Below are 23,735 nucleotides of genomic sequence, written 5' to 3' on the forward strand. Positions count from 1 at the left end.
TGGCTGAAACCAGCGCACAGCGTTCCCCTCCCCGCGTCCGGCCCGCCCGGTACTCGGGGACCACCGTCCCGCGCCGGCCGTCTCGGTGCAGAGAGAGGCGAGCCACTTCCGCGGGAAGACCGGACTGCCCGATGGTGCAGCGGCGGTGTGCGGGAACCGGGGTGCAGCGGCGGTGTGCGGGGACCGGAGTGCAGCGGCGGTGTGCGGGGACCGGAGTGCAGCGGCGGTGTGCGGGGACCGGCCGTCAGATCAGGCCCTGGCGCATCGCGTAGGCCACCGCGTGGGAACGGTTGCGCAGTTGCAGCCGGGTCATCACCGAGTGCAGCACGTTCTTGATGGTGCGCTCGGAGTACGCCAGTTTCGTCGCGATGTCCGCGGTGTCGTACCCCTCGGCGACCAGGCGCAGCACGTCCACCTCCCGTGCGGCCAGCCCGGTGAAGTGCAGGCCGCGCGGGCCCAGCACCTGTCCCTGGAGCCTGCCGACCTCTTCGAGGAGGCGTCCGAGCAGGTCGGAGGGGAGGTGGCCCTCGCCGCGCGCCACCGTGCCGATGACCTGCACCAGGTGCTCCGGGGTCGACTCGGCCCGCCGGACGACCCCCGCGACCCCGCACTCCGCGGCGCTCACCAGCTTCTGTTCGTCGATGTCCGTGGTCACCAGCACCGTGCGGCAGGTGCTGGTGCGCTGGATGTTGCGCAGGACGCGCAGGACTTCGTCGTCCACCGCGTCCACCACCATGACCACGACCTGGGGCACCGGCTGGCCGTCGCCCCGCTCGATGACACTGACCTCGGGCCGGGCCCGTAACTGACTGGCCACTCCGGCTTGGGAAATCGGGTCCTGCGCGCGTAAAACGACAGTGATGCGCTCCATGCGAATGCTCCCCCTGGGCACCAGCCGGAAGCGTCACACAGCAGGCACAAGCTCCACAGCTGTATTCGTCCGCCTCATCCGTTGTGAGGCGGTCTGAGGATTCCCGTTCTTACCTTGGAGGAAACGGAAAGGTTACTCCGGGCATCACATCTGCCCGAAAGTGTTCCTCCGTGACCGGTGCCCGCCCTCCAGCCCGGTTCTACGGTCCGCCGTATGAGTCTTACCGCAAGCCTCGACGCGTCGTCCGTCACCGTCGTACCGGGCGAGGAGACGACCCTTTCCCTGCAGATTCTCAACTCCGGCCGGACCGTCGAGGAATACCACTTCGAGGTGGTCGGCGCATGCGCCGCCTATTCCGCGGTGGAACCCGCCGTCCTCTCCCTGTATCCGGGCGATTCCGGGTCCGTCTCCCTGGTCATGCGCCCGCCGCGCGACGCGACGGTCCCCGCGGGCGAGACGACGTTCGGGGTGCGGGTGATGCCGACCGGCGAGCGGGGCGACACCGTGGTGCCCGAGGGCCGGGTGACCGTCCTGCCGTTCACCGAGACGACCGCCGAGCTGGTCCCGCGCAGCTCGTACGGCTCGCGGAGCGGGCGGCACCAGTTCGCCGTCGACAACCGGGGCAACACCCCGGTGACCGTACGGCTCGGAGCCCAGCCCGGTACGGAGCAGGCGCGGGTGGTCTTCGCCGCCTCCGAGCTCCGGATCGAGCCGGGACACGCGGAGTTCGCGAAGCTGCGGGTCCGCCCGGCGAAGCGGATGTGGCGCGGTACGCCGGTGACGCACGCCTTCCAGGTGTTCGCCGCCCCGCAGCCGCCCGAGGGCGAGGAACCACCGCCCCCTGTGCTGGTGGACGGTTCCTACCAGCAGGAGCCGATCCTGCCGCGCTGGCTGCCCCGGGCCCTGCTCACCGCCGCTCTGCTGGTCCTCGTCATGGCCGGCCTCTGGTACGCGCTGCTGCGCCCGGCGGTGAAGTCCGCGGCCCGGGAGGCGGTCACCCCCGAGGCGGTGCGGTCGGCCGCGGCGGCCGACCGGAGCGAGGCCCCCGACGAGGGCGGGCCGGACGGTACGGGCTCCGGGGGTGGGGCCGCCGCCGGAGCGGGCACGGGCGGCGGTTCGGCCGGCCCCACGCCGTCACCGGGATCTTCGGCCCCGGGCGCCGACGGCGGCGACACGGCGGCGGGCGCCCCGGCCAGCGCGCAGGTCCGGGTGCGGGACGCGGTGGGCGGCGGCCCGAACACCGGGACGGCTCTGGAGGTACCGGCGGGCCACACCTTCCAGCTCACCGACATCGTGGTGCAGAACCCGCAGGGCGACGCGGGCACGGTCATCGTCACGGCCGGCGAGGACACCCGGGTCCTCAGTCTCGGGCTGGAGAACTTCCGCGACTCCGACTACCACTTCGTGACGCCGATCCAGGTGCCCGCGGGCGGCAAGGTCACGATGACGATCGACTGCCGGCGGATCGGCAAGCCGGTGGGCGCCCCGGCCCCCTCGCGGTGCTCGTCCTCGATGTTCCTGGGCGGAACGATGCGCCCGGACACGGCAGGCTGACGCACGCACGCACGCACCCCGACCCGGCCACGCACACGCCCGTGCCCACGCCCCTGCGCCTGCCCCTGCCCGCGAAGGGGCCCACATCCGCAGGCCCGGCCACCACCGCGGGCCCGGCCACGCCCACGGACTGGCCCGCCGGCCCGGCCCACACGCGCAGGCCCGCAGGCCCGCCGTCGCGCCGGGGCGGCGGTGCGGCGGTGCGCCGGGGAGGTGGGGCGGCGGTGCGCCGGGCCGGTGGGGCGGCGGTGCGCCGGGCCGGCCGATGTGTGCTCGTCAGGCCGGCGGATTCTCCTCCTCTTCCTCCCCTGCCTTCTTCTCCGCCGCACGCTGCACGAACGACCCCTGCACGTCGGCGGGTTGCTCGTCCTCGTCCTCGGTTGCCGCCCGCTGCACGGCAGATGCCGCAGCCGGGGCGGGGGTGGACACGGGTGAGGCAGGGGCCGTCTCCGGCGCGGGACCCGACAGCACCCGGTCCGCGTTCGCCACGGCTTCCTGCTCGAACCGGTCCGAAGGGTCACTGACCCGGATACCGCCCGGGGCCTCGGTGCCCTCCACCGGGCCGTTGCGCTGCTGGATCACATGGGTCAGCTCATGGGCCAGGGTGGTGCGGCCCTGTGGCGATCCGGGGTCGTAGGCGTCGCGCTGGAACACCACGTTGTTGCCCACGGTGTACGCGTGCGCGCCGACGCCCTTCGCGGACTCGTGCGCGGCGGAGTCGTGGTGGACGCGCACGTCGGAGAAGTCCGCGCCCATCCGGCTCTCCATGTCCGTACGCGTGTCGGTGTCGAGAGGGGAACCGCCGGAGGAGACCACGTCGTGCACCGGCGACCGCTGCTCCTCGGCCTGTCCGGCCTGTCCGGCCTGCTCGGTCCGCTCAGCCTGCCCGGCCTCTTCGCTCTCTTCGGCCTGTACGGCGGTGGCCTGCGCGGCCCCGGCGCGGGCCCGCTGGACCATCGCGCCGAGCGCACCGTTGCCGGCCGTCCGCTGGAGCAGCCCCATCCCGGCCGCCCCGACCACGTCGGCCCGGCCGGCGGCGGCTGCCCGGAAGACGTGGTGGTCCTGCTCCCCGGATGCCTCCGCGGCGCTTTGGCGGCGCTGTTCATCGCGCTCGTGGGCCGGCTCCCGCGCGCCGTGTCCATGGTGCTCCTGGTGTTCCTGCTCGATGTCGTGCGCGTCCATGCTCATCTCCCCTGACCGCACCGTCCTCGGCATTCCACGATTACGGCGCGGCCCCGGGACGGTCCAGCCCGCGCCCCGGCCCGGCCGGGGCATCCGGGTCTGCCTCATCGGGCAGGCCGGCGGCACGGACGGACCCGCGCACCACAACCCTCCCCCCGCACCGATCCTCGCGCGCCCCCTCGCACCTCCCCCGCCTGCACCTCCCCCGCCCCCCTCGCCCCCCTCTCCCCTCCTCTTCTCCCTTACTCCCTTCGGCCGACAGAGACGAGGCCATCGGCGCAGTCCCGGTCGCCGTCACACGCCGTGCTCGCGATGATCGGCAGCATGACCACCAGCGACAGCGGCAAGGACATCACTCTGCGGATCGCCCAGAATCCGGAGGCCGACGAGCTCCTCGGCCGCAGTCCGCTGGCCGCCCTGGTCGGCATGCTGCTGGATCAACAGGTGCCCATGGAGTGGGCGTTCACTGGCCCGTACACCCTCGCGCGACGGATGGGGTCCGACGACCTGGACGCGGGACGGATCGCCGCCTACGACCCGGACGCCTTCACCGAGCTGTTCACCGCCAAACCGGCCCTTCACCGCTACCCCGGCTCCATGGCCCGGCGGGTGCAGCAGTTGTGCCAGTTCCTGGTGGAGGAGTACGACGGCGACGCGAGCGCCGTGTGGCGGGACGCCGCGACCGGCGACGAGCTGCTGGCACGGCTCAACGCGCTGCCCGGCTTCGGCGTCCAGAAGGCCCGGATCTTCCTGGCGCTGCTCGGCAAGCAGCTGGGCGTACGGCCGACGCGGTGGCGGGAGGCGGCGGGCCCGTACGGAGAGGCCGGATCGCGCCGGTCGGTCGCCGACATCACCGGCCCGAAGACCCTCGTCGAGGTGCGCGCGTACAAGCAGGAGGCCAAGGCGACGGCGAAGGCGGCCAAAGCGGCGAAGAAGCCCGGGGCATCGCCCGAGAGCCCGGGCACGTCGTCGACCAGGGGCCGCAGGGCCTCCGAGAAGCAGCCGGGCACCTCTCCGAAGCAGCCCGGCGGCGTTTCGTAGACGTCTGACGCCACGCCTGAGAAGTGACGTGTGCATGCACCGAATCAGGCCGACGCCACCCATCCACCGATAAGAACCGGCCACATAGGTTCACAGGCGTCACCCCACTCGCTAGCTTTCGCAGCACGTTCGTTCAGCCGTTCAGATACTGAGCCGCTCAGAGCACCAGCCGTTCAGACCGGAAGGACTCCTGTGCACGCAACACGTCGCAGAGCCATGGCTGTCGTGGCCGCCACCGCCCTGGCCACGCCGCTCCTCCTGGCCGCGTCCCCGCACCCCGGACGCCCCGCGCCGCACGACCCCGGGAAGGAAGCAGCCAAGCTGTCGAGGGAGCTGGTGAGGAACGCGTCGGCACGCGACGCCCACCGTCACCTCCAGCGGTTCCAGGCGATAGCCGACTCCACCGACGGCCACCGTGCCGCCGGATCGCTGGGGCACGACGCCTCGGCGGCGTACGTCTACCGCCAGCTCCAGCGGGCCGGGTACAAGGTCTCGTACGAGAGCTTCCGCTTCACCTACACGGAGACGCTGGCCGAAAAGCTGTCCGTGGTGACGCCGGGGCCTCGCGACGTCACGATCAAGGCCATGACCTACACGCCGTCGACCGAGGTGGGCGGCCTGACGGCGGCACTCGTCGCGATACCCGTCGACGGGACGACGGGCTGCGAGGCGTCGGACTACGCCTCTACGGACGTCGCCGGCAAGATCGCCCTGATCCGGCGCGGCGGTTGCTCCTTCGCCGAGAAGCAGGCGGCCGCCGCCGACGCGGACGCGGCCGGAGCTGTCATCTACAACAACGTCGAGGGCGTCCTGTCCGGCACGCTCGGTGAGGTTTCCGCCGGCCGGATCCCGACCGGTGGCCTGACCCAGGAGGAGGGCGAGAAGCTCGTCGCCGACCTGGCGGACGGCGAGGTGACGGTCTCCTTCGAGATCCGCGAGTTCCAGGAGGACCGCCCCACCCGCAACGTCATCGCCGAGACTCCCGGCGGCGACGCGGCGCGGACGGTGATGCTGGGCGCCCACCTCGACTCGGTGACCGAAGGCCCCGGCATCAACGACAACGGCTCCGGATCCGCCGGCCTGCTCGACGTCGCCCTGAAACTCGCGAAGTCGAAGAGCGATCCCGCCAACAAGGTGCGTTTCGCCTGGTGGTCGGCAGAGGAGAACGGCCTGATCGGCTCGGAGAAGTACGTCGCGGCGCTCTCCGAGAAGCAGCGCGAGCAGATCGCCCTCTATCTGAACTTCGACATGATCGCCTCTCCGAACGGTGTCCAGTTCGTCTTCGACGGCGACAACTCCGATGACGTCGGCGAGGGACCGGGCCCGGAGGGCTCGGCCCAACTGGAACGCGACATCAACGAGTTCCTCGACGGCAAGGGCAAGCCGCACGAGGGCACGGACTTCACCGGGCGCTCGGACTACGGGCCGTTCATCGACGCCGGCATCCCGTCCGGCGGGACGGACACCGGGGCGGAGGGCATCAAGACGGCAGCCCAGGCCGAGGTGTTCGGCGGCGAGGCGGGGATCGCGTACGACCCCTGCTACCACGCGGCCTGCGACGATCTGGACAACATCGACATGGGCCACTTCGACACCAACATCGACGTGATCGCCAACGCCGTCGGGACGTACGCCCATGACCTGCGCTCCCTGACTCGCCCGGTCGCCCCCGAGACCGGTACGGGCACCGGGACACCCGGCAGCGGGGGCGGCCTGCGCGAGGGCCACGGCAGGGTCGCGGAGTGACGGCTGCTCGTAACGGCTGCTCCCGGAGCCCGTAAGCGACGAACCGCGAGCGCGTGAACCGTGAGCACGTGCCGTAGGAACACGTGCGGCACGAACACGTGCGGCACGAACACGTGCAGCGCGAGCACGAGCAGTGAGAGCACGAGCAGTGAGAGCACGAGCAGTGAGAGCACGAGCAGTGAGAGTGGGCCCGGTACGAATTCCGTACCGGGCCCGCTCTCGCCTCCCCCACCCTCGCTTCACATCCGTCCGCCCCCGCGCCCGCGCCCGCCCCCTCCCTGCCCCCCGCCCGGGCCTTCGCCCGTGGTGGCGTGCCTCCTGGTCCTGGTGGCCGCTGCCCCGGTATCCCGCCCTATTCGGCGCTATGCGGCCTTTCCGCCCGCCCGGTGGTGAGCTTCCTGGCTGCGCCCGGCGGCCCTTGCCCGGTAGGCTTTCCGTGTGATCTTCAAGCGCATCGGAAATGGGAAGCCATACCCCGACCACGGCCGGGAAAGCACCCGCCAGTGGGCGGACGTCGCGCCGCGTCCGGTTCGCCTGGACCAGCTCGTCACCACCAAGGGCCAGCTCGACCTGGAGACCCTCCTCGCCGAGGACTCCACGTTCTACGGCGATCTGTTCGCGCACGTCGTGAAGTGGCAGGGCGACCTCTACCTGGAGGACGGGCTGCACCGGGCGGTCCGGGCCGCGCTCCAGCAGCGCCAGGTGCTGCACGCCCGCGTACTCGACCTGGGCTGACACCAGCGGGGCGTCCGCACCGGCGCCCGGGTCCCGGACCTGGGCCGACGTCGCCCCGGCCACGGTCGCGCCGGGCCGTGACACCCCGCACACCGCAGCGGGGATCCCCGTCTCACCGGGACCCTGAAATCGGGCCTTTCGGGTGTTTTCATGCTCATCCGGGTGCCATGCGTTGATCATTTTGTACGCACCATCACCGGGTCGCACTACGCTGCCTCCATGAGCATGCTCACTCCCCCCGGCATGGGCGGAAAGTACCGCATCACGGGCGACGCCTATCCCCGCCTGCGCCGACCCCGGCACCGCCGCAGGCTGTTCCTCGCGGGCACCGGAGCCCTCGTCGCCCTCGGCCTGGCCGGCTGGGGCACCCTGCAGCTCATCGACGTGTTCACCGGCGGCGACAAGAGCGCCAGCGCGGCCGACCACAAGCGGGACTGCCCCACCCCGAAGCCATCGGCGGCGCCCTCGGCCAAGGGGCTGCCGAAACCGGCCGCCATCAAGGTCAACGTCTACAACGCGACGACGCGCAGCGGCCTGGCCAAGTCCGCCGCCGAGGAGCTCAAGAAGCGCGGTTTCACGATCGGCGAGGTGGGCAACGCCTCGAAGGAGTACGACAAGAAGGTGCCGGCCGCGGCCGTGCTGCTCGGCGCGCCGACCGCGATGAACAGCAGCTTCACGGTGCTCGGGACCCAGCTGGCCGGCACGGTGCAGAAGACCGACACCCGGAAGACCGGCGAGGTCGACCTGATCCTCGGGGCCAAGTTCAAGGCGTTCAACACCCCACAGGAAGCCACCGCGGCGATGGCGGCCCTGACGAAGCCGGCCCCGGCCCCGGCCCCGTCCTCCTGCTGACCCCAGGACACACGAAGCGCCCCGCACCGGCACCGTACGAGACCGTACGGCGCCGGTGCGGGGCGCGACATCGTGGAAACGCCCTGCCCGGACCTATCCGGCGGTGCCGTACATCCGGTCGCCCGCGTCCCCGAGGCCCGGCACGATGTAGCCGTGCTCGTTGAGCCGCTCGTCTACGGAGGCGGTGACGACGGTGACCGGGGTCCCGGCCAGTTCGCGCTCCATCACCTCGACGCCCTCGGGCGCCGCGAGGAGGACGACGGCGGTGACATCGTCGGCGCCGCGCTTGATCAGCTCGCGGATCGCCGCGACGAGCGTGCCGCCGGTGGCCAGCATCGGGTCCAGGACATAGACCTGGCGGCCGGAGAGGTCCTCGGGCATCCGGGTCGCGTACGTCTCCGCCTGGAGCGTCTCCTCGTTGCGGATCATGCCGAGGAAGCCCACTTCGGCGGTCGGCAGCAACCGCACCATGCCGTCCAGCATGCCCAGACCGGCCCGCAGGATCGGGACGACCAGAGGCCGCGGGTGCGAGAGCTTCACCCCGGTCGTGGGCGTCACCGGGGTGTCGATGTCGACCTGCTCGGTGCGCACATCCCTGGTGGCCTCATAGGCGAGGAGAGTGACCAGCTCGTCGGCGAGACGCCGGAAGGTCGGGGAGTCGGTGCGCTTGTCGCGCAGCGTGGTGAGTTTGTGCGCCACCAGGGGGTGGTCGACGACGTGGATCCGCATGCGTCAACAGTAACCGCGCCGCCGCCCGGCATTCTGCGCTGGCATCAACCACCTGTTCGGGGGGAAGGTGGGGGCATACGAACCCAGCACTGGGGTGGTGTGTCGATGCCTGACGGGGAACTGCGACGGAACCCGGCCTCCCGAGGGCCGCGCGACGAGCGCGGCCCTCGGGACGAGCGCCAAACCTGGGGCGAGCGCGGCACTCGGAGCGCCCGGGACGGACTCGACGCCGGGGACGGACGCCGCCCGCGGGACGGACGTGGGTCCGGAGGCCGACGCGGACTGCGGGACGGACTCGACGCGCGGAACGAAGGCGACGCCCGGGACCGACTAGATACCCGGGACGGACTCGACGCCCGGAACGAAGGCGACGCCCGGGACCGACTAGATACCCGGGACGGACTCGACGCCCGGAACGAAGGCGACGCCCGGGACCGAATCGGCGTCCGGGAGGGACCCGGCGCGCCGGACGCTGCGGGCGACGACGAGGACGCGCAGGAGAGTGACGCGGCCCGCCGCCGCCGACGCGTCCAGTTCCTCCGCGAGCTCCACGAGGCCAAGCAGCTGCGGGACCGGGTCCAGCCGCGCCGGGCTCGTGCGGCCCGTATGCGCCAACAGATGCGGATGCGCACGTTCCGCTGGTGAATTCCGCGCGTACCACCGGCGCACTCCCCCCGCCGATCGGCTCGTCAGGGAGACGGCCGACCAGGCACTCCTGGAACTGATGGCCGACGCAACGTCCGAAGAGGTCTCGCACAGCGCTTGTTTCTGCCACGATGCCGATTGGGCGGGGCTCAGGACGGACGGATCACCGTTCGCCCTCCCGTCGGACCGATTCACCTATGACCAGTGGGAGAGTCACGGTGTACTTCGCCGCACTGCTCGCGCGCACCGAAGACGGGTGGGAAGCGAGCGATACAGAGCTCGACGATGTGGAGACCCTGTCCGATCTGACGGACCTGGCCCGGGATGCCTCGGTGGACGAGGACACGGTTCTGGTCTACATCGAGCAGGAGGACGCCTGGTTCGGCGTCGTCCGCGTGGACGGTGAGGAGGACCCCCGGATCTACGTCTCGGACGCGTCCGCCGCCGCCCGTTCCTCGTACGGGGAAATCCTGCTCACCGACGAAATGCTCGGACGCGAACCAGGGGCCGAGGACGAGATCGCCGCCCTGGAGGAGCTCGTCGACCTCGACGGCACCGAGGACGGCGAACCGGGACGGCCCGCACCCGCGGCCGTCGACCCGGACGACGACGGACCCGACCCGGACGCCGTGCCGGCGGGGCCGATCGGTGAGCTCGGGGTCCTGGCCGACCTCGGGATGTCCGAGAAGGAGCTGCTCACCCTGCAGACCGACGCACTCGCAGAGATCGCCGAGGCCGTGGGAGCGACGGAGGTCCTGGAGTCGGTCCGCTAGCCGGGCCCGGCTCCGCGACCGCACCCCGCGGGGCTGACCGCCCACCGGTACCACCTCTCGCCCACCGGCCCCGGGCGCTCGCGCCCCTGCCCCGCCCCCGTACGCCCACCGTCCCACCACCGGTCCCGTCCGTTAGGGTCCGCGGGGTGACCGCACGACCGCCGATCCCCTCACCCGAGCCCGTTCCGGGTCCCGTACGCGCACCCGAGCCCGACCCCGTACGCGACCCCTGGCAGGTACCGATGCGCCGCGCCCTCGCCGAGGCCGCGCAGGCGGCGTCGGCCGGCGATGTGCCGGTCGGCGCCGTCGTCCTCGGCCCCGACGGCGCCGAACTGGCCGCGGCCCACAACGAGCGCGAGGCCACCGGCGACCCGACCGCGCACGCCGAGGTCCTGGCCCTGCGCCGGGCGGCCCGGGCCCACGGCGAGTGGCGCCTGACCGGCTGCACGCTGGTGGTCACGCTGGAGCCCTGCACGATGTGCGCGGGCGCCCTCGTCCAGTCCCGGGTGGACCGGGTCGTCTACGGGGCCCGTGACGAGAAGGCCGGCGCGGCCGGCTCCCTCTGGGACGTCGTCCGCGACCGCCGCCTCAACCACCGCCCGGAGGTGATCGGCGGTGTCCTGGAGGACGAGTGCGCCGAACAGCTGACGGCGTTCTTCCGGCCGCTCTGACCCCGTACGGCCCCGCTGCCGGGAACCGATTTCTTTCAGCGCCCCGGGATGGTCTAAGCTCTCTCTCGGTAGCGTGTCCGAGCGGCCGAAGGAGCTCGCCTCGAAAGCGAGTGTGGCGTAACCCGTCACCGTGGGTTCAAATCCCACCGCTACCGCCACCAACGCCCCTCTGAGCTGCGAACACCAGCCCAGGGGGGCGTTCGCGCACCGCCAGGTGCCACAGTGGCCATACCTTGACCGGCGTACCTCCTCCCCGCTTGAGCGGGGGTGCCCCCTAGGGCGAGCAAGGCCCAAAGCAGAGTGCAATTGGTTCCCCGCGCACGCGGGGCTGGCCTTCTTCGATCCCATCCACACCCATTGATGCTCCCTTAGAAGAACTAGGGAGAGCAGGTTCCTATGCAGACTGTTCTCGCATGCTTCGATGTCTCGACACGAAGTAGAGAGTCCATAGATCACTAGAAATTTCACCATCAGGGTGAATAATCCGGAGTGGGTCACGGCGTGAAGCCTTCGGCCCTCATCTCGCTTCGCCCACATGACTCCGGGACACAAGGCAGGTCAGGGTCGACCCGGTCCACAGCGTTTATCTCGCCAAGGAGTTCGAATGGCAGACTTTGAAACCGGCGATCAACCAGGCTCCGACCACCCCCGGCTTCCTTCGATCGCTCTGATCACCCTGCTGGCCGGCCCGGCCACTCTCACACGCCATCCGGAATATGCGTTCGTGATCATCGTCGTCATCCTGGTCACCTTGGGGTGGCAAGGTCGCCATGCACTGCCCTAGGAATGCGACAAAGGCGCGAACGTCTCTGGCGCACCAGTTCGCCCCTTGCTGATTGCGCAGCTTGGGTACGTATCCGAGCACTAGCCTCGATCTTGCGTGACGGTCCACCGACGGAGTCGGTGGACCGTTTTCGTGTGGTCAGTCGCATCCCCTTCGGCCAGCCGTCCATGACATCGCCGGTGAGTTCGGCGGCCCGCCCCTCGTCCCCGATCTCGCCGCACCCGACCAGAACTCCCGGGCGAGCGGCGCCACGACGAGCCCACCGGGACGGACCTGCCGGAGCAGCGCGTACGGGACGTACCGCAACGCGCACGTCGCGATCAGCCGCTCCACCGACCCCAGGCCGGGCCACGGCTGTTCACCGTCCCCGACCCGCAGACGCGGCCGATACCCGGCCTGCGCCAGGGCCTCGGCGGCCTGCCGCGCCACCACCGGGTCCAGCTCGACGCTGTCGACCAGGTCGTCGCCGAGCCGCTCGCAGAGCAACGCGGCGACGTACCCGGTCCCGGTGCCGATCTCCAGTACCCGCTGACCGTCCTGGACGTCGAGCAGTGTGAGCATCCGGGCGACCATGGAGGGCATCGAGTTCGACGACGTCGCGACACCGGGCCCGCCCACCGCTCCGTCGTCGAGCTGCGTGACGACCGGCTCGTCGCTGTTCACCAACGCCGACCACGCCTCCGTCCCCACCACCGGCTCACACCGGTCGGGCAACTGCCGCCACACATCCGCCGGGACGAACCTGCTGCGGGGCACCGCCTCGAACACCTGCCGCCACCGGGCGTCGAGCAGCCCTCGATCGGCCAGCTCCCGCACCAGAGCCGGATAGGTGGGCGCCGGGGGTGCGGCGCTCACGGCTGCGGGACGTACTGGGGGCGGCTGCCGTCCGGAGACGGCTTCGGCTCCGACGGCGGCGTCCACGGCTTGTCCGACGGAGGCCCGCCGTGCTTGCCGCCGCCGGCCTGTACGGGGGTGGTGGTCATCGTGCATCTCCTCTGGCGGGTGGAACGGTTCGATCGGCGGGGCGGCGGTGCAGCCGGTAGATCCCGTACGGCGGGAAGAGATCGACCCGGCGCGGACGGCCGCTCTCGGCACACGCCCGGCAGAGAAGGTCCCGGCCGCCCTCGGCGTGCCGTACGGCGGTGACCGGTGTGCGCCAACACGCTTCACACGTGCGGACATCCGCTGCTGAGGGGTTGATGCTCATCCGGCTTCCCGAAGGGCGGTGGCCGACGCGTGACACGGGCAGACACAGTCCGGACGTCGGCAGAGGGCGTGCACGCCGGCCAGGTCCGTCACCAACGCACTGCGGCAGACAACGCCGTACGGGCCGTCCGACCCCGCCGACAACCCGTCCAGGCCAGCGCCCGCCCCCTCGGTCGCATCGGCGGCGGTGATCGGGTCACCACGCCGGAGCAGCGTCACCTCATGCTCCGGACAGTAGGCACCCGACTCGTCCTCGACCGGAAAGTCATGCACGTCACCCTCCGCGAAGCACCTCATCCGCGCGCCTCCCGCCAGGCACGGCCCAAACGCACAGCCGTCGAACAGGGCACTCCGGCGCGGCAGGCCGGGCAGCGCTGGGTGTGCCCGAGCCACTCCAAGTACACGGCTTCTTCCCGGGCTGCCGTCTTCACGAGGCGCCCCCAATGCAGAGGGGGCACTGGCAGGCGGGGAACTCGTGCGAATACTCCGGTTCTTCCAGCGGGGTCACCTCGGATTCCGGTCGGAGCACCTGCGCATGGCCCTGATGGTCCACCTCGTACACCTTGATCGTCATCGTCACGACAAACGCCTTACACTACCCTCGGTTGCCGGGTCGTCACTGTGACTACGACGGTAGGGAGCAGAGGCCGCCGCTTGAACTGACTGCGGGTACGGGTGCCGACCGAAGGCCGGCGGGCAAAAGGGATGCCATGGACAGCGGATCGCGCACCACCCTGACCAGCGGTCGGGGAACGCCACAGAGGAGCCGAGGCGGCACGGTGTCCGGGTACGTGTTCCGCCTGATCCGCGAACAGCTGGACCATACCCAGGAGGCGCTCGCAGAGCAGTTGCGGGTTTCACCCGACACCCTCGCAGGCTGGGAATCGGGGCGTCGCCCCTTGACCGCTGTGCCGGTCGGGCAGATGCTCGTACACCGCCATCAGCTCCTACGCCTGGGCAGTGCGCCTGCCCTGCTTCTGGCTCTGGACCGGGCCACGGAGGCCGACGTGCTGCTGGCAGCCACTCTCAACGAGGGCGTAGCCGCCGAGGACAGCCCGATCGGCGCCTGGGTTATGCGGCGCGAGCTGGTCGAGTTGCTGTCCTGGCCGCTCAATGGCGTGGCCCCGACACCGTTGCGAGACCTGCCCGACCCTCCGCGACCGCGCAGGGGGCCTGCACCGCGAGGGCCGGAGCTTCCCGCCGCCGACCGCAGGCGCTTCTTTTCCCGCATGCGCCAGGCCGCAGAGCAGGCGCGAGGCAAGGACCGTTTCCTACTGCGCCGTCAGGCCCTCTACCTGGCGGGGTACGACGACGCGTCCGACACGTCCGATTGGCTGGCCCAGCAGCAACGGACCGAGCGCCCGGACGGTTGGCTGGCAGGCTGGCTCAACGCTCGTTCGATCGCAGCCGTCGCCGCCAGGCAGGGTGACCGGGACCGGATGGGGCACTTCATCAATGTGACGCTCGCCGAGGACGACGCAGGTGAGGCAGCGAACCTCAATTACTGGGCGTACTGGGTCGGTGAGACAGCACACATCCAGCTCTCCGACGATTTCATCGCCACCACGGGCCCGGGCCCGTGGCCCGGCGACAAGCTCATGCGGCATCTGGTGCGTGGCCTGACCCCGGACCATGGCTTCTTCGACCTGAACGTTCACACCCTGTGGGCCCTGATCGCCACACGCCCGAACCTGCTGCGGTCCAGAACCGTGATCGGCAACGAACTACGCGCATCCCTACTCGTGCTGTTGGATAGTCGGGAGCTGTCGGCACGCTCACGCCGGGAGCTGGAGGGCATCCGGTACGCAATCCGCCTCGCCGAGGCGTGAGAGGAGAGGGTCTTGGCTGACGACCTGTCCGCGGTGGGCCGCTTCCTGTACGAGGCGGGCACGCTCAAGCAGACGCGGCGCACCGGGTGGTGGATGGCCGGGGTCCGCGACCCCGAGAGCGTTGCCGAGCACTCGTGGCGTACGGCGTTGATCGCCACGATCATCGCGAAGCTGGAGGGCGCGGATCCCGCCCGGGCCGCCTACCTCGCCGTCTGGCACGACACCCAGGAAACCCGGACCGGGGACGTGAACCACCTCGGGAAGAAGTACGCGCCCGCCGGCGACCCGCAGGACGTCACCGCCGACCAGACAGCGGGCATGCCCGAAGTGCTCGCCTCGGCAGTCCGCGAGCTCGTCGCGGAATACGAGGCCAAGGAGTCACCTGAGGCGGTCTGCGCCCGGGACGCGGACAAACTGGAGTGCATGCTCCAGGGCATCGAGTACAAGGCCCAGGGCTACGAGAACGCCCAGCGCTGGATCGACAACAGCCGAGCCCGCCTCGTCACCGATACCGCCAACCGCCTGGCCGACGAGCTTCTGGCGCAAGGAAGCCTCGACTGGTTGCGCACGGCTCTGGGCGAGGGCAAGAAGTAGCCCAGGCTGTGACTCCACTCCCGGAACTCGGGTTCCGAGCCTCGGGCTTCGGGACGGTCGGGTCACTCTTCCGGGGGTACGTGAGCGAGGCTCCGGCCCGAAGCTCGGGTGCCGGGACTCGGGCCTCGGGATGCGGGACCCGGGGTACGAGCGCCTTCTTCAACCGGTAGGTAGAAGAGGGGGTTCGGGAAAACCTCCCCCACCTCCCACCCTCGTCACGGCCAGCAAGTATGACTAATCGTGACAGCTTGCGGCACAGCGTCACGACTGCTTACGGTGCCAGAACCGAACGACCCCGACGCGGTGTCGCAAGCACCAGGCCGGGGTCTCACCGCAAGATCGCACCCTTTAGAAAGACGATCCCGTGGCTACCCAGCACCCTAGCTCCGCCCCGCCCGCCCCCGCACGCTCCGCCCCGTACCCGATGGCCAAGCCCGGCTACGGCAAACGCACCGCACCGGACCAACATCCGCGCGCACCGCACGACTTCGCGCTCCTCCCGACGCGCGAGCGGTATGTCGCCGGGTTCGTCGACCACCTCCCCGAGGGTGCGGCGATGAGCGTGAAGCAGCTCGCCAAGCAGCTCCCGCTCTACGGGCAACAGGCCGTCTCCACGGCCCTGACAGCCCTGTCCGTCGCCGGGCACCTGCGACGCGTACGGTGCTCCGTCGACGCGGGCGACGAGACCCGCTGGGTCTTCCGCACCTTCTGGTCCCGCACCGCCCGCGACAACGAGTGGTGGAACACCTACCTCGCCACCGAGAAGGCCACCCAGACCGTCAGCTCCACCCCGGACACCCCGGCCCCCACCACGGCGTCTCCGCCACCCTGGGCCTCGGCCGAGAAAGCACCGCCGCCCGCCCCGGAGGCCCCCGCTACGGAACAGGCCCCCGAGCCCCCCGCCATACCGCACCAACGCATCCCGGCCCGGGCACCGGACGCCCAGCCCGCGCCGCCCGCCCCGAACACGGCCCCCGCGACGCCCCGCACCTCCGAAGCCGGCCCTTCCCCCGCCTACCTCGCCCTGGCCCGCCTCGGCCGCGACGACCACCGCCTCACCCTCTCCGCCGCCGACTGCACCGCCCTCGAACCGCAGGCGGCCCAATGGCTCGCCCGGGGCGTCACCATCGACTACCTGACCAGCGCCCTCACCGCAGGACTCCCCGCCCAGGTGGATTCCCCCGTCGGCCTCCTCCGCCGCCGCCTCACCGACAAGATGCCACCCCGGTTGCCCACCGGGAGCCCCTCTCCCGGCTCCCCAGCTTCCGCCCACCGCATCCTCGTGGAGTGCACGGACTGCGGCCGCCCGGGCCCCCCGGAGGCTCTACCGGATGGCCTCTGCCGCCCTTGCCGCACGGCCCGCTCCGGGGCCGCCGAGAACCCGCCCAGCCCAGCCGAGATCGCCGACGTCAAGGCGCACATGACCAACCTCCGCGGCCTTCTCAAGTCCGTCTGAGACCGACACATGCGGCTCAGCTCGCGGCGCTCGGCCGACAGCAGTTGCCGACAGAGCACATTGAGCGGGAGCAGAGCGCCCGCATAGGATCAATTCACTTCCGAACCGCCCCGGACACGGCGATGACCGCTCGTCCCTTTCGGAGAAGATCGCCCCCTTGCGGCCGACGAAGGGCAGGTTTCCTTCTGACGTACACAGCTTCAACCAGGCCCATTTGCGCCACAGGGGAGATATGTCCGCTTCTCAAGAAGTAGGTAAAAACAGCCCCACCGCCACGTAAACCCGCAGGTCACGAACTGTGGTCCCCGCGCGTGCGGGGTTGGTCCTCGTACTCCGCGTCGGCGCGCTGGTCCGGCTTGTGGTCCCCGCGCGTGCGGGGTTGGTCCCATCCCTGCCACCACCATGCCGAACGCGCCGATGTGGTCCCCGCGCGTGCGGGGTTGGTCCCGTTCCAGGATCCTGGAAGGCTGTTCCGGAATCGTGGTCCCCGCGCGTGCGGGGTTGGTCCCCGCAACAGCACCAACAAGCGGGTCCTGGCCACGTGGTCCCCGCGCGTGCGGGGTTGGTCCCCACGGTGGCGAGTGCGGCGGTTCCATCAACGGGTGGTCCCCGCGCGTGCGGGGTTGGTCCCTGGAGGCCGAAGAGCGCCAGTCCTACGACCGGGTGGTCCCCGCGCGTGCGGGGTTGGTCCCACTGATGCGGATGGCAGCGGCAATCGACGCACGTGGTCCCCGCGCGTGCGGGGTTGGTCCCCGCATGCGGACGGTGGTGGTGGTCCCGACCCCGTGGTCCCCGCGCGTGCGGGGTTGGTCCCGCCCGCGCCGTCCAGGATGGTGACGAGGAGGTGTGGTCCCCGCGCGTGCGGGGTTGGTCCCCCGGCCCGCCACATCAAGGGCGGCGACGCCGTGTGGTCCCCGCGCGTGCGGGGTTGGTCCCCCCAGGGGCCCTTGTGGTTGCGGTTGTTGGTGGTGGTCCCCGCGCGTGCGGGGTTGGTCCTGGCCCATAGGGCGAGCAAGGCCCAAAGCAGAGGTGGTCCCCGCGCGTGCGGGGTTGGTCCCGAACTGCACGACGTCGCCCTTGACCTGGACGAATGGTCCCCGCGCACGGGATTGGTCACCGGACGGCGAGGCGGTCGGCGTCGCGCGACTCGCGCCTGCGGGCCTCAGCTCCGACTGAGCCGCCCCGCGGAGCAGGCTCCCCCTGCGCGCGGGCCCGCCCTGCGGCCATGGCCGGCAGCAGGCCGAGCTTTGTGGCCCGCTGCGTGCGCGGGCGCTCACAGGCGCACGCGGGCGCTCGGTCCGCCTTCTCACCGCCCCATGCACTGCGAGTCAGCTCACGGGGCCCGGGGCTCACGGGGCAGAGGCCCAGGGCTCAGGGGACACGGAGCTCGGGGCTCACGGGGCCCGGGGCTCAGCAACCAGACACACCGCCAGCGGTGCCCGGCCCCCTGCCCCCCTCCCGGGCCCGTCTCGAAGCCTCCCGGGCGCCACCCGGTGAGGCATACGCCAGCAGGTCGAGGCGTCCCGCGACCGCATTCGATCAAATAAGTGCACCTGCGTTCACTCTCAGACATCGCGCCCGTCGGCGACTCCAAAGATGTCCAATACGCCCATGAGCCGCGATCACCCGGAAAGCCTTTCGGCCTTCGCCCACCTGTCCCCCGCATCCCGAACCGTCTGGGGCAAGCACGACCGGTCGACCGAACAGTGGCTCCCCCTCTGGCGTCACATGGCCGACAGTGCCGCCGTCGCGGGTCGGCTCTGGGACGCGTGGCTGCCCGGCAACGTGAAGGCGCTCGTCGCGGCGGTGATGCCCGTCGGGGCGGACGACGCTCGGCAACTCGCCGTCTACCTCGCCTGCGTGCACGACATCGGCAAGGCCACCCCCGCCTTCGCCTGCCAGGTCGACGGGCTCGCCGACCGGATGCGGGCGGCCGGTCTCGACATGCCGTATCTGAAGCAGTTCGGGCCGGACCGCAGAATGGCACCGCACGGGCTGGCCGGGCAGTTGCTCATCCAGGAGTGGCTGGGCGAGCGCTTCGGGTGGAGCGAGCGGGCCTCCGGGCAGTTCGCCGTGGTCGCGGGTGGGCATCACGGCACGCCGCCTGATCTCCCGCAGATCCATGATCTCGCCGCCCGACCACGGCTGTTGCGCACCGGGGGTGCGAGCGAGGCGGTCTGGCGGGCGGCCCAGTACGAGTTGATGGACGCCTGTGCCCGGCGGTCAGGGGTGGAAGGGCGGCTTGCGGAGTGGAAGAGCGTCCGGTTGCCGCAGCCCGTCCAAGTCGTGCTCACCGCGATCGTCATCGTGTCGGACTGGATCGCCAGCTCGTCGGAGTTGTTCCCGTACGATCCCGCCTCCTGGTCGCCGGGCGGGGATGAGGGGGAGAGCCGTCGCCTCGCGGCCGCCTGGGCCGGACTGGATCTTCCCGGGCCGTGGCGGGCCGAGCAACCGACCGGTAGTGCGGCCGAGTTGTTCCGTGCCCGGTTCGACCTTCCGGAGGGCGCCGAGATCCGGCCCGTACAGGAGGAAGCCGTACGGGTGGCCCGGCAGCTGCCCGCTCCCGGCCTCCTCGTCATCGAAGCGCCCATGGGGGAGGGCAAGGCCGAGGCTGCCTTCGCCGCGGCCGAGGTCATGGCGGCCGGCTCGGGTGCCGGGGGGTGTCTCGTGGCGCTGCCGACCCGTGCCACCGGCGACGCCATGTTCCCCCGCATGCTGAGCTGGCTGGAGCGCCTTCCGGCGGACGGGCCCCGATCCGTCGTGCTCGCCCACGCCAAGGCCGCCCTCAACGAGGTGTGGGCCGGGATGACGAAGGCCGACCGGCGGACGATCGCGGCCGTCGATCTGGACGGACCGCACGAGGAGGTCTGCCGCGCCGGAGCCGCGAACCGGGTCGATCCCGCCTCCCTCCATGCCCACCAGTGGCTCCGCGGCCGCAAGAAGGGGCTGCTCTCCTCCTTCGCCGTCGGCACCATCGACCAGGTGCTCTTCGCCGGACTCAAGAGCCGTCACCTGGCGCTGCGCCATCTCGCCGTCGCGGGCAAGGTCGTCATCATCGACGAAGTGCACGCCTACGACGCGTACATGAATGCCTACCTCGACCGCGTACTGGAGTGGCTGGCCGCCTACCGGGTGCCCGTCGTGATGCTCTCCGCCACTCTGCCCGCGCGCCGTAGGCGCGAGCTGGCCGCCGCGTACGCCGGGGAGGAGACCCCCGAGCTCGCCGCCGCCCTCGATCTGCCCGACGACGCCTATCCGCTGGTCACCGCCGTCGCACCCGGCGGCACCGTCCTGACGGCCCGGCCCGAGCCCGCCTCCGGGCGGCGTACCGAAGTGGCGCTGGAGCGGCTCGACGACGCACTGCCCTCGCTCGTGGCACGGCTGGAGGACTCACTGCGGGACGGCGGCTGCGCCCTCGTCGTACGCAACACCGTCGACCGGGTCCTGGACGCGGCCCAGCACCTCCGCGCGCACTTCGGGGCCGAGGCCGTCACCGTGGCGCATTCCCGGTTCGTCGCCGCCGACCGGGCGCGCAAGGACACCGAGTTGCGCGAGCGGTTCGGGCCCGGCGGCGACCGCCCTGCCGGGCCGCACATCGTCGTGGCCAGCCAGGTCGTCGAGCAGTCCCTGGACGTCGACTTCGACCTGCTGGTCACCGATCTCGCCCCCGTCGACCTGGTGCTCCAGCGCATGGGACGGCTGCACCGCCATCCGCGTACCCGGCCGCCCCGCCTCGCGCGGGCCCGCTGCCTGGTCACCGGGGTGGAGGACTGGCGCGCGGACCAGCCCGTGCCCGTACGCGGTTCCCTCGCCGTGTACCAGGGGCCGCACACCCTGCTGCGCGCGCTCGCCGTGCTGGGGCCGCATCTCGACGGCGTACCGCTGGTGCTGCCGGACCACATCAGCCCGTTGGTGCAGGCCGCCTACGACGAACGGCCCGTCGGACCGGCGGACTGGGCCCCCGCGCTGGCCGAAGCCCGTAAGCACTACCTGGGCCGGCTGGCCGAGAAGCGGGAGAGGGCCGATGTGTTCCGGCTGGGGCCGGTCCGGCGGGCCGGGCGGCCCCTGTTCGGCTGGCTCGCCGGCAACGCCGGGGACGCGGACGACAGCCGAAGCGGGCGCGCGCAGGTACGGGACAGTGAGGAGAGCCTTGAGGTGCTGGTCGTCCAGCGCCGCGCGGACGGCCGGCTGACCACCGTGAACTGGCTCGACGGCGGTCGGGGCGGGCTGGACCTGCCCGAGCACGCGCCCCCACCGCGCCGGGCCGCCGAGATCGTCGCCGCCTGCGCGTTGACGCTGCCCCGGGCGCTCACGCATCCGGGGGCGATCGACCGGACCATCGCGGAGCTGGAGCGATTCGTCGTACCGGCCTGGCAGGTGAAGGAGTGCCCCTGGCTGGCAGGAGAGCTGCTGCTCGTTCTGGACGAGGACTGTCAGACCCACCTGTCAGGGTGGGAAGTCCACTACAGCGCCAACGACGGACTCCGGGTGGGTCCTGTCGGCGCGCGCAGCGCAAGCGGAGCAAAGGGGCTCGTCGCGGTGGCGTCCACAGTGCCTTCATTCGACCTGGTCTCCCGGCCATGGCTGCCCGTGCAGTACAAGGACGGTTCCACCGGCGAGCTCTCGCTGCACGACGTCTTCGCACGGGCGGGTGACGTGCGCCGGCTGGTGGGCGACCTTCCGACCCAGGAGCTCGCCCTGCTCAGGCTGTTACTGGCGATCCTGTACGACGCCTTCGACGAGGCCGACGGCAGATCCGGCGGTGCGCCGGCGCGGCTGGAGGACTGGGAGGCGATCCGGGACGCTCCGGACTCCTTCGACGTCATCGCCGGCTATCTCGACCGGCACCGGGACCGCTTCGACCTTCTCCACCCGGAGCGCCCGTTCTACCAGGTGGCGGGGTTGCACACACAGAAGCACGAAGTCGCCTCGCTGAACCGGATCGTGGCGGACGTGCCGAACGGCGAGGCGTTCTTCTCGATGCGCCGGCCCGGTGTGGAGCGGCTCGGACTCGCGGAAGCGGCTCGCTGGCTCGTCCACACCCATGCGTACGACTCGTCCGGCATCAAGTCCGGAATGGAGGGCGACGACCGGGTCAAGGGCGGAAAGGTCTACCCGCAGGGCGTCGGCTGGGTGGGCGGTCTCGGAGGGGTCTACGCGGAGGGCACGACCCTGCGCGAGACGCTCCTGCTGAATCTGATTCCGACGGACGAGGACGTGCTGAAGTCGGAACCGAAGGCCGACCTCCCCGTATGGCGCCGCGATACGGCCCCCGGCCCCGGTGTGGTGGACGTCGATCCCTCCGTGCCCCGCCCCGCGGGGCCCCGCGACCTCTACACCTGGCAGTCACGGCGGCTGCTCCTCCACGTGGCGGGCCCCGACGTCACCGGCGTCGTCCTCGGCTACGGGGACCCGCTCGCCCCCGCGAACCGGCAGAAGACGGAACCGATGACGGGTTGGCGCCGCAGCCCCGCGCAGGAGAAGAAGCTCGGCCGGCCGCTGATCTACCTTCCGCGTCAGCACGACCCGGCCCGGTCGGCGTGGCGCGGTCTGGCGAGCCTGTTGTCCGCGCAGGGACAGGACGACGCCACCACCGGGCGGGGCACGGGCCAGAGCCAACCGCCCGGGATCGTCAGATGGTTGGCCCTCCTCAGCACGGAAGGCATGCTGCCCAGGGGCTCGCTGATCCGTACGAGGCTTGTCGGCGCGGTCTACGGGACGCAGCAGTCCGTGGTGGACGAGGTGGTGGACGACTCCATCGCCCTGCCGGTCGCCCTGCTCCACCAGGACCGCCCCCTGCACGGGGCGGTCGCGGTCGACGCGGTCGCCGACGCCGAGCGCGCCGTGTCCGCGCTGGGGCACCTGGCCGGGAATCTGGCGCGGGCGGCCGGATCGGAGGCCGGGCCGGCGACCTCGACCGCCCGCGACCAGGGATTCGGTGCGTTGGACGGACCGTACCGGCGCTGGCTGGCCGGCCTCGAAGAGGACATCGACCTGGAGTGGGCGCGCGCCGAGTGGCGCTCCACCGCCCGGCTCATCGTGCTCGGCCTGGGTCGTGGGCTCCTCGAATCCGCGGGCGGGGGCGCGGCGGAGGGACGCGTGGTCGAGTTGCCGGGCGTCGGCAAGCGCTGGATCGACAGTTCACGCGCGGACCTGTGGTTCAGGACCCGCATCAACAAGGTGCTGCCCAAGCCGCCCCCAGAAACGCCTGTTCCGACCGCCGTCGGCCGCGCCGGCGAAGCCCTTCCGGAGGGAACCGCATGACCACCACCCCTACGACGGCCGGCGCGGGCGCCTCGCCGCCTCCCCGGAACAGCGCGCGGACGGCCGAGCGGTTGCCCGCCCATCGGCTGGTCGCCCGCGCGACGGGCACGTACATCGCGCGGATCCAGCCCCAGTACCTGTCCGACACGTCGGCCGCCGTGGCGGAGCTCGCCCGGCTGCGGCGCGGAGCGGGGAAGCGGGCTCACCAGGTCCAAGATCTGTGGGGCGCCGGCGGGACGGAGGAGCTGGCCCGGCTGCTCGACGACCAGGAGGGCTTCTTCCGGCCCGAGTACGCCGAGGAGGCGGTCTTCCTCGCCACCACCTTGTGGGCCCTGCACCAGCAGTCCGGCCGCGACAAGGGCATGCACGACCGGAGGCAGAACCTGGGCGGGGCGGTGCGCACGCTGATCCGGCTGAAGGGGGCCTCCGGCGAGGACGAGGAGGACTCCCCACTGCGTAAGCGCCTGGTGCGGGTCGGGACGGCCGAGTCCCTCGACTCGGTCGCCGTACGGCTCAGAGAGATCGTGCTGCTCCTGCGCGGCGCGCGGGAGCCCCTCGACTACGCGCGCCTGGCCGGGCAGCTCTACCGCTGGCAGCACCGCCCCGACCGGGCCGGGGTCCAGCGGGAGTGGGGGCGCGAGTTCCATCTGGCCGCCGCCTCCGCCGCGCGGAGGGCGAAGTCGGCCTCCGACGGCGAGACCGGTGACGCGATCGACCGGACGCTGGCCCCGGACGAGGACTTCGGCGGTTACGCGGCCGGGGAGTGACGCCCCGCGCCCGCACGCCGTCACAACGGCCCCGCT

Annotated in this window: 19 protein-coding genes, 1 tRNA gene, 1 pseudogene and 1 CRISPR repeat array; of the genes and pseudogenes, 15 read left to right on the forward strand and 6 right to left on the reverse strand. The window is 71.6% G+C overall.

Annotation, left to right across the window (positions count from 1 at the left end; translation table 11 throughout):
• Nucleotides 1-244 precede the first annotated feature (244 nt).
• A complete protein-coding gene (locus ACIQMU_RS25705; RefSeq protein WP_352243803.1) occupies nt 245-871 on the reverse strand; it encodes a response regulator transcription factor in 627 nt (208 codons plus the stop codon).
• A gap of 213 nt (nt 872-1,084) precedes the next feature.
• On the opposite strand from ACIQMU_RS25705, the gene ACIQMU_RS25710 reads away from it, so the two are divergent.
• On the forward strand, nt 1,085-2,425 hold the full coding sequence (locus ACIQMU_RS25710) for a hypothetical protein (protein ID WP_402689781.1): 1,341 nt from the start codon (nt 1,085-1,087) through the stop codon (nt 2,423-2,425).
• Between the two features lie 276 nt (nt 2,426-2,701).
• Here ACIQMU_RS25710 and ACIQMU_RS25715 read toward each other — a convergent pair whose 3' ends face one another.
• A complete protein-coding gene (locus ACIQMU_RS25715; RefSeq protein WP_402689782.1) occupies nt 2,702-3,613 on the reverse strand; it encodes a DUF4157 domain-containing protein in 912 nt (303 codons plus the stop codon).
• A gap of 318 nt (nt 3,614-3,931) precedes the next feature.
• Between ACIQMU_RS25715 and ACIQMU_RS25720 the strand changes: the two genes are divergently transcribed.
• The 4 genes from ACIQMU_RS25720 to ACIQMU_RS25735 all read left to right on the forward strand — a co-directional run bounded on the left by ACIQMU_RS25720 (nt 3,932) and on the right by ACIQMU_RS25735 (nt 7,981).
• Nucleotides 3,932-4,648: an HhH-GPD-type base excision DNA repair protein gene (locus ACIQMU_RS25720; RefSeq protein WP_402689783.1), complete on the forward strand. Its 717-nt coding sequence runs from the start codon at nt 3,932-3,934 to the stop codon at nt 4,646-4,648.
• Between the two features lie 216 nt (nt 4,649-4,864).
• On the forward strand, nt 4,865-6,394 hold the full coding sequence (locus tag ACIQMU_RS25725) for a M28 family metallopeptidase (RefSeq protein WP_402689784.1): 1,530 nt from the start codon (nt 4,865-4,867) through the stop codon (nt 6,392-6,394).
• A 438-nt stretch (nt 6,395-6,832) separates the two neighbouring features.
• The gene (locus ACIQMU_RS25730) at nt 6,833-7,129 is read left to right on the forward strand and encodes a type II toxin-antitoxin system VapB family antitoxin (protein ID WP_003967677.1); all 297 of its coding nucleotides are present in this window, start codon (nt 6,833-6,835) and stop codon (nt 7,127-7,129) included.
• Nucleotides 7,130-7,372: 243 nt separating this feature from the next.
• On the forward strand, nt 7,373-7,981 hold the full coding sequence (locus ACIQMU_RS25735) for a LytR C-terminal domain-containing protein (RefSeq protein WP_402689832.1): 609 nt from the start codon (nt 7,373-7,375) through the stop codon (nt 7,979-7,981).
• Nucleotides 7,982-8,074: 93 nt separating this feature from the next.
• On the opposite strand, the gene upp is transcribed toward ACIQMU_RS25735, so the two are convergent.
• A complete protein-coding gene (upp, locus tag ACIQMU_RS25740; RefSeq protein WP_352243808.1) occupies nt 8,075-8,710 on the reverse strand; it encodes a uracil phosphoribosyltransferase in 636 nt (211 codons plus the stop codon).
• A gap of 438 nt (nt 8,711-9,148) precedes the next feature.
• On the opposite strand from upp, the gene ACIQMU_RS25745 reads away from it, so the two are divergent.
• The 5 genes from ACIQMU_RS25745 to ACIQMU_RS25765 all read left to right on the forward strand — a co-directional run bounded on the left by ACIQMU_RS25745 (nt 9,149) and on the right by ACIQMU_RS25765 (nt 11,583).
• Nucleotides 9,149-9,355, forward strand: coding sequence for a hypothetical protein (locus ACIQMU_RS25745; protein ID WP_352243812.1), 207 nt, complete (start codon nt 9,149-9,151; stop codon nt 9,353-9,355).
• Between the two features lie 218 nt (nt 9,356-9,573).
• Nucleotides 9,574-10,128, forward strand: a complete 555-nt coding sequence (locus ACIQMU_RS25750; protein WP_352243813.1) for a hypothetical protein — start codon at nt 9,574-9,576, stop codon at nt 10,126-10,128.
• A 242-nt stretch (nt 10,129-10,370) separates the two neighbouring features.
• Nucleotides 10,371-10,799: a tRNA adenosine(34) deaminase TadA gene (gene tadA / locus ACIQMU_RS25755; RefSeq protein WP_356733954.1), complete on the forward strand. Its 429-nt coding sequence runs from the start codon at nt 10,371-10,373 to the stop codon at nt 10,797-10,799.
• A 67-nt stretch (nt 10,800-10,866) separates the two neighbouring features.
• Nucleotides 10,867-10,957 (forward strand) — tRNA-Ser (locus tag ACIQMU_RS25760).
• Nucleotides 10,958-11,403: 446 nt separating this feature from the next.
• Nucleotides 11,404-11,583 (forward strand): hypothetical protein, encoded by a 180-nt coding sequence (locus ACIQMU_RS25765; protein ID WP_352243809.1) that lies wholly within the window; start codon nt 11,404-11,406, stop codon nt 11,581-11,583.
• Nucleotides 11,584-11,772: 189 nt separating this feature from the next.
• On the opposite strand, the pseudogene ACIQMU_RS25770 reads toward ACIQMU_RS25765, so the two are convergent.
• From ACIQMU_RS25770 to ACIQMU_RS25780, 3 genes and pseudogenes are all read right to left on the reverse strand, one after another.
• Nucleotides 11,773-12,438 (reverse strand): annotated as a pseudogene (locus ACIQMU_RS25770) (methyltransferase domain-containing protein); the annotation flags it as partial.
• The gene (locus ACIQMU_RS25775; protein ID WP_402689785.1) at nt 12,435-12,566 is read right to left on the reverse strand and encodes a hypothetical protein; all 132 of its coding nucleotides are present in this window, start codon (nt 12,564-12,566) and stop codon (nt 12,435-12,437) included. The pseudogene ACIQMU_RS25770 and the gene ACIQMU_RS25775, both read right to left, overlap by 4 nt.
• A 650-nt stretch (nt 12,567-13,216) precedes the next feature.
• Nucleotides 13,217-13,369 carry a hypothetical protein gene (locus tag ACIQMU_RS25780; protein WP_352239434.1) on the reverse strand — a complete coding sequence of 51 codons (153 nt, stop codon included), beginning with the start codon at nt 13,367-13,369 and terminating at the stop codon, nt 13,217-13,219.
• Between the two features lie 130 nt (nt 13,370-13,499).
• On the opposite strand from ACIQMU_RS25780, the gene ACIQMU_RS25785 reads away from it, so the two are divergent.
• From ACIQMU_RS25785 to casB, 5 genes are all read left to right on the forward strand, one after another.
• A complete protein-coding gene (locus ACIQMU_RS25785; RefSeq protein WP_402689786.1) occupies nt 13,500-14,618 on the forward strand; it encodes a helix-turn-helix domain-containing protein in 1,119 nt (372 codons plus the stop codon).
• Between the two features lie 12 nt (nt 14,619-14,630).
• Nucleotides 14,631-15,212: an HD domain-containing protein gene (locus ACIQMU_RS25790; protein WP_352239026.1), complete on the forward strand. Its 582-nt coding sequence runs from the start codon at nt 14,631-14,633 to the stop codon at nt 15,210-15,212.
• 364 nt (nt 15,213-15,576) lie between these two features.
• Nucleotides 15,577-16,668 (forward strand): MarR family transcriptional regulator, encoded by a 1,092-nt coding sequence (locus ACIQMU_RS25795; RefSeq protein WP_402689787.1) that lies wholly within the window; start codon nt 15,577-15,579, stop codon nt 16,666-16,668.
• Nucleotides 16,669-16,966: 298 nt separating this feature from the next.
• Nucleotides 16,967-17,787: direct repeats of the CRISPR family, unit length 28 nt; unit sequence GTGGTCCCCGCGCGTGCGGGGTTGGTCC.
• Nucleotides 17,788-18,279: 492 nt separating this feature from the next.
• Nucleotides 18,280-22,932, forward strand: coding sequence for a type I-E CRISPR-associated protein Cse1/CasA (gene casA / locus ACIQMU_RS25800; protein WP_402689788.1), 4,653 nt, complete (start codon nt 18,280-18,282; stop codon nt 22,930-22,932).
• A complete protein-coding gene (gene casB / locus ACIQMU_RS25805; RefSeq protein WP_402689789.1) occupies nt 22,929-23,699 on the forward strand; it encodes a type I-E CRISPR-associated protein Cse2/CasB in 771 nt (256 codons plus the stop codon). The genes casA and casB overlap by 4 nt, the downstream gene beginning before the upstream one ends.
• Nucleotides 23,700-23,735 lie beyond the last annotated feature (36 nt).

It is taken from the genome of Streptomyces sp. NPDC091649 (assembly GCF_044756785.1).
Lineage (GTDB): Bacteria > Actinomycetota > Actinomycetes > Streptomycetales > Streptomycetaceae > Streptomyces.

Excerpts from the sequence above, each read along its gene's own strand:
- ACIQMU_RS25705 (WP_352243803.1), bottom strand. The coding sequence starts at position 871 with ATGGAGCGCATCACTGTCGTTTTACGCGCGCAGGACCCGATTTCCCAA.
- ACIQMU_RS25710 (WP_402689781.1), top strand. The coding sequence starts at position 1,085 with ATGAGTCTTACCGCAAGCCTCGACGCGTCGTCCGTCACCGTCGTACCG.
- ACIQMU_RS25715 (WP_402689782.1), bottom strand. The coding sequence starts at position 3,613 with ATGAGCATGGACGCGCACGACATCGAGCAGGAACACCAGGAGCACCAT.
- ACIQMU_RS25720 (WP_402689783.1), top strand. The coding sequence starts at position 3,932 with ATGACCACCAGCGACAGCGGCAAGGACATCACTCTGCGGATCGCCCAG.
- ACIQMU_RS25725 (WP_402689784.1), top strand. The coding sequence starts at position 4,865 with ATGGCTGTCGTGGCCGCCACCGCCCTGGCCACGCCGCTCCTCCTGGCC.
- ACIQMU_RS25735 (WP_402689832.1), top strand. The coding sequence starts at position 7,373 with ATGGGCGGAAAGTACCGCATCACGGGCGACGCCTATCCCCGCCTGCGC.
- upp (WP_352243808.1), bottom strand. The coding sequence starts at position 8,710 with ATGCGGATCCACGTCGTCGACCACCCCCTGGTGGCGCACAAACTCACC.
- tadA (WP_356733954.1), top strand. The coding sequence starts at position 10,371 with ATGCGCCGCGCCCTCGCCGAGGCCGCGCAGGCGGCGTCGGCCGGCGAT.
- ACIQMU_RS25765 (WP_352243809.1), top strand. The coding sequence starts at position 11,404 with ATGGCAGACTTTGAAACCGGCGATCAACCAGGCTCCGACCACCCCCGG.
- ACIQMU_RS25775 (WP_402689785.1), bottom strand. The coding sequence starts at position 12,566 with ATGACCACCACCCCCGTACAGGCCGGCGGCGGCAAGCACGGCGGGCCT.
- ACIQMU_RS25785 (WP_402689786.1), top strand. The coding sequence starts at position 13,500 with ATGGACAGCGGATCGCGCACCACCCTGACCAGCGGTCGGGGAACGCCA.
- casA (WP_402689788.1), top strand. The coding sequence starts at position 18,280 with ATGAGCCGCGATCACCCGGAAAGCCTTTCGGCCTTCGCCCACCTGTCC.
- casB (WP_402689789.1), top strand. The coding sequence starts at position 22,929 with ATGACCACCACCCCTACGACGGCCGGCGCGGGCGCCTCGCCGCCTCCC.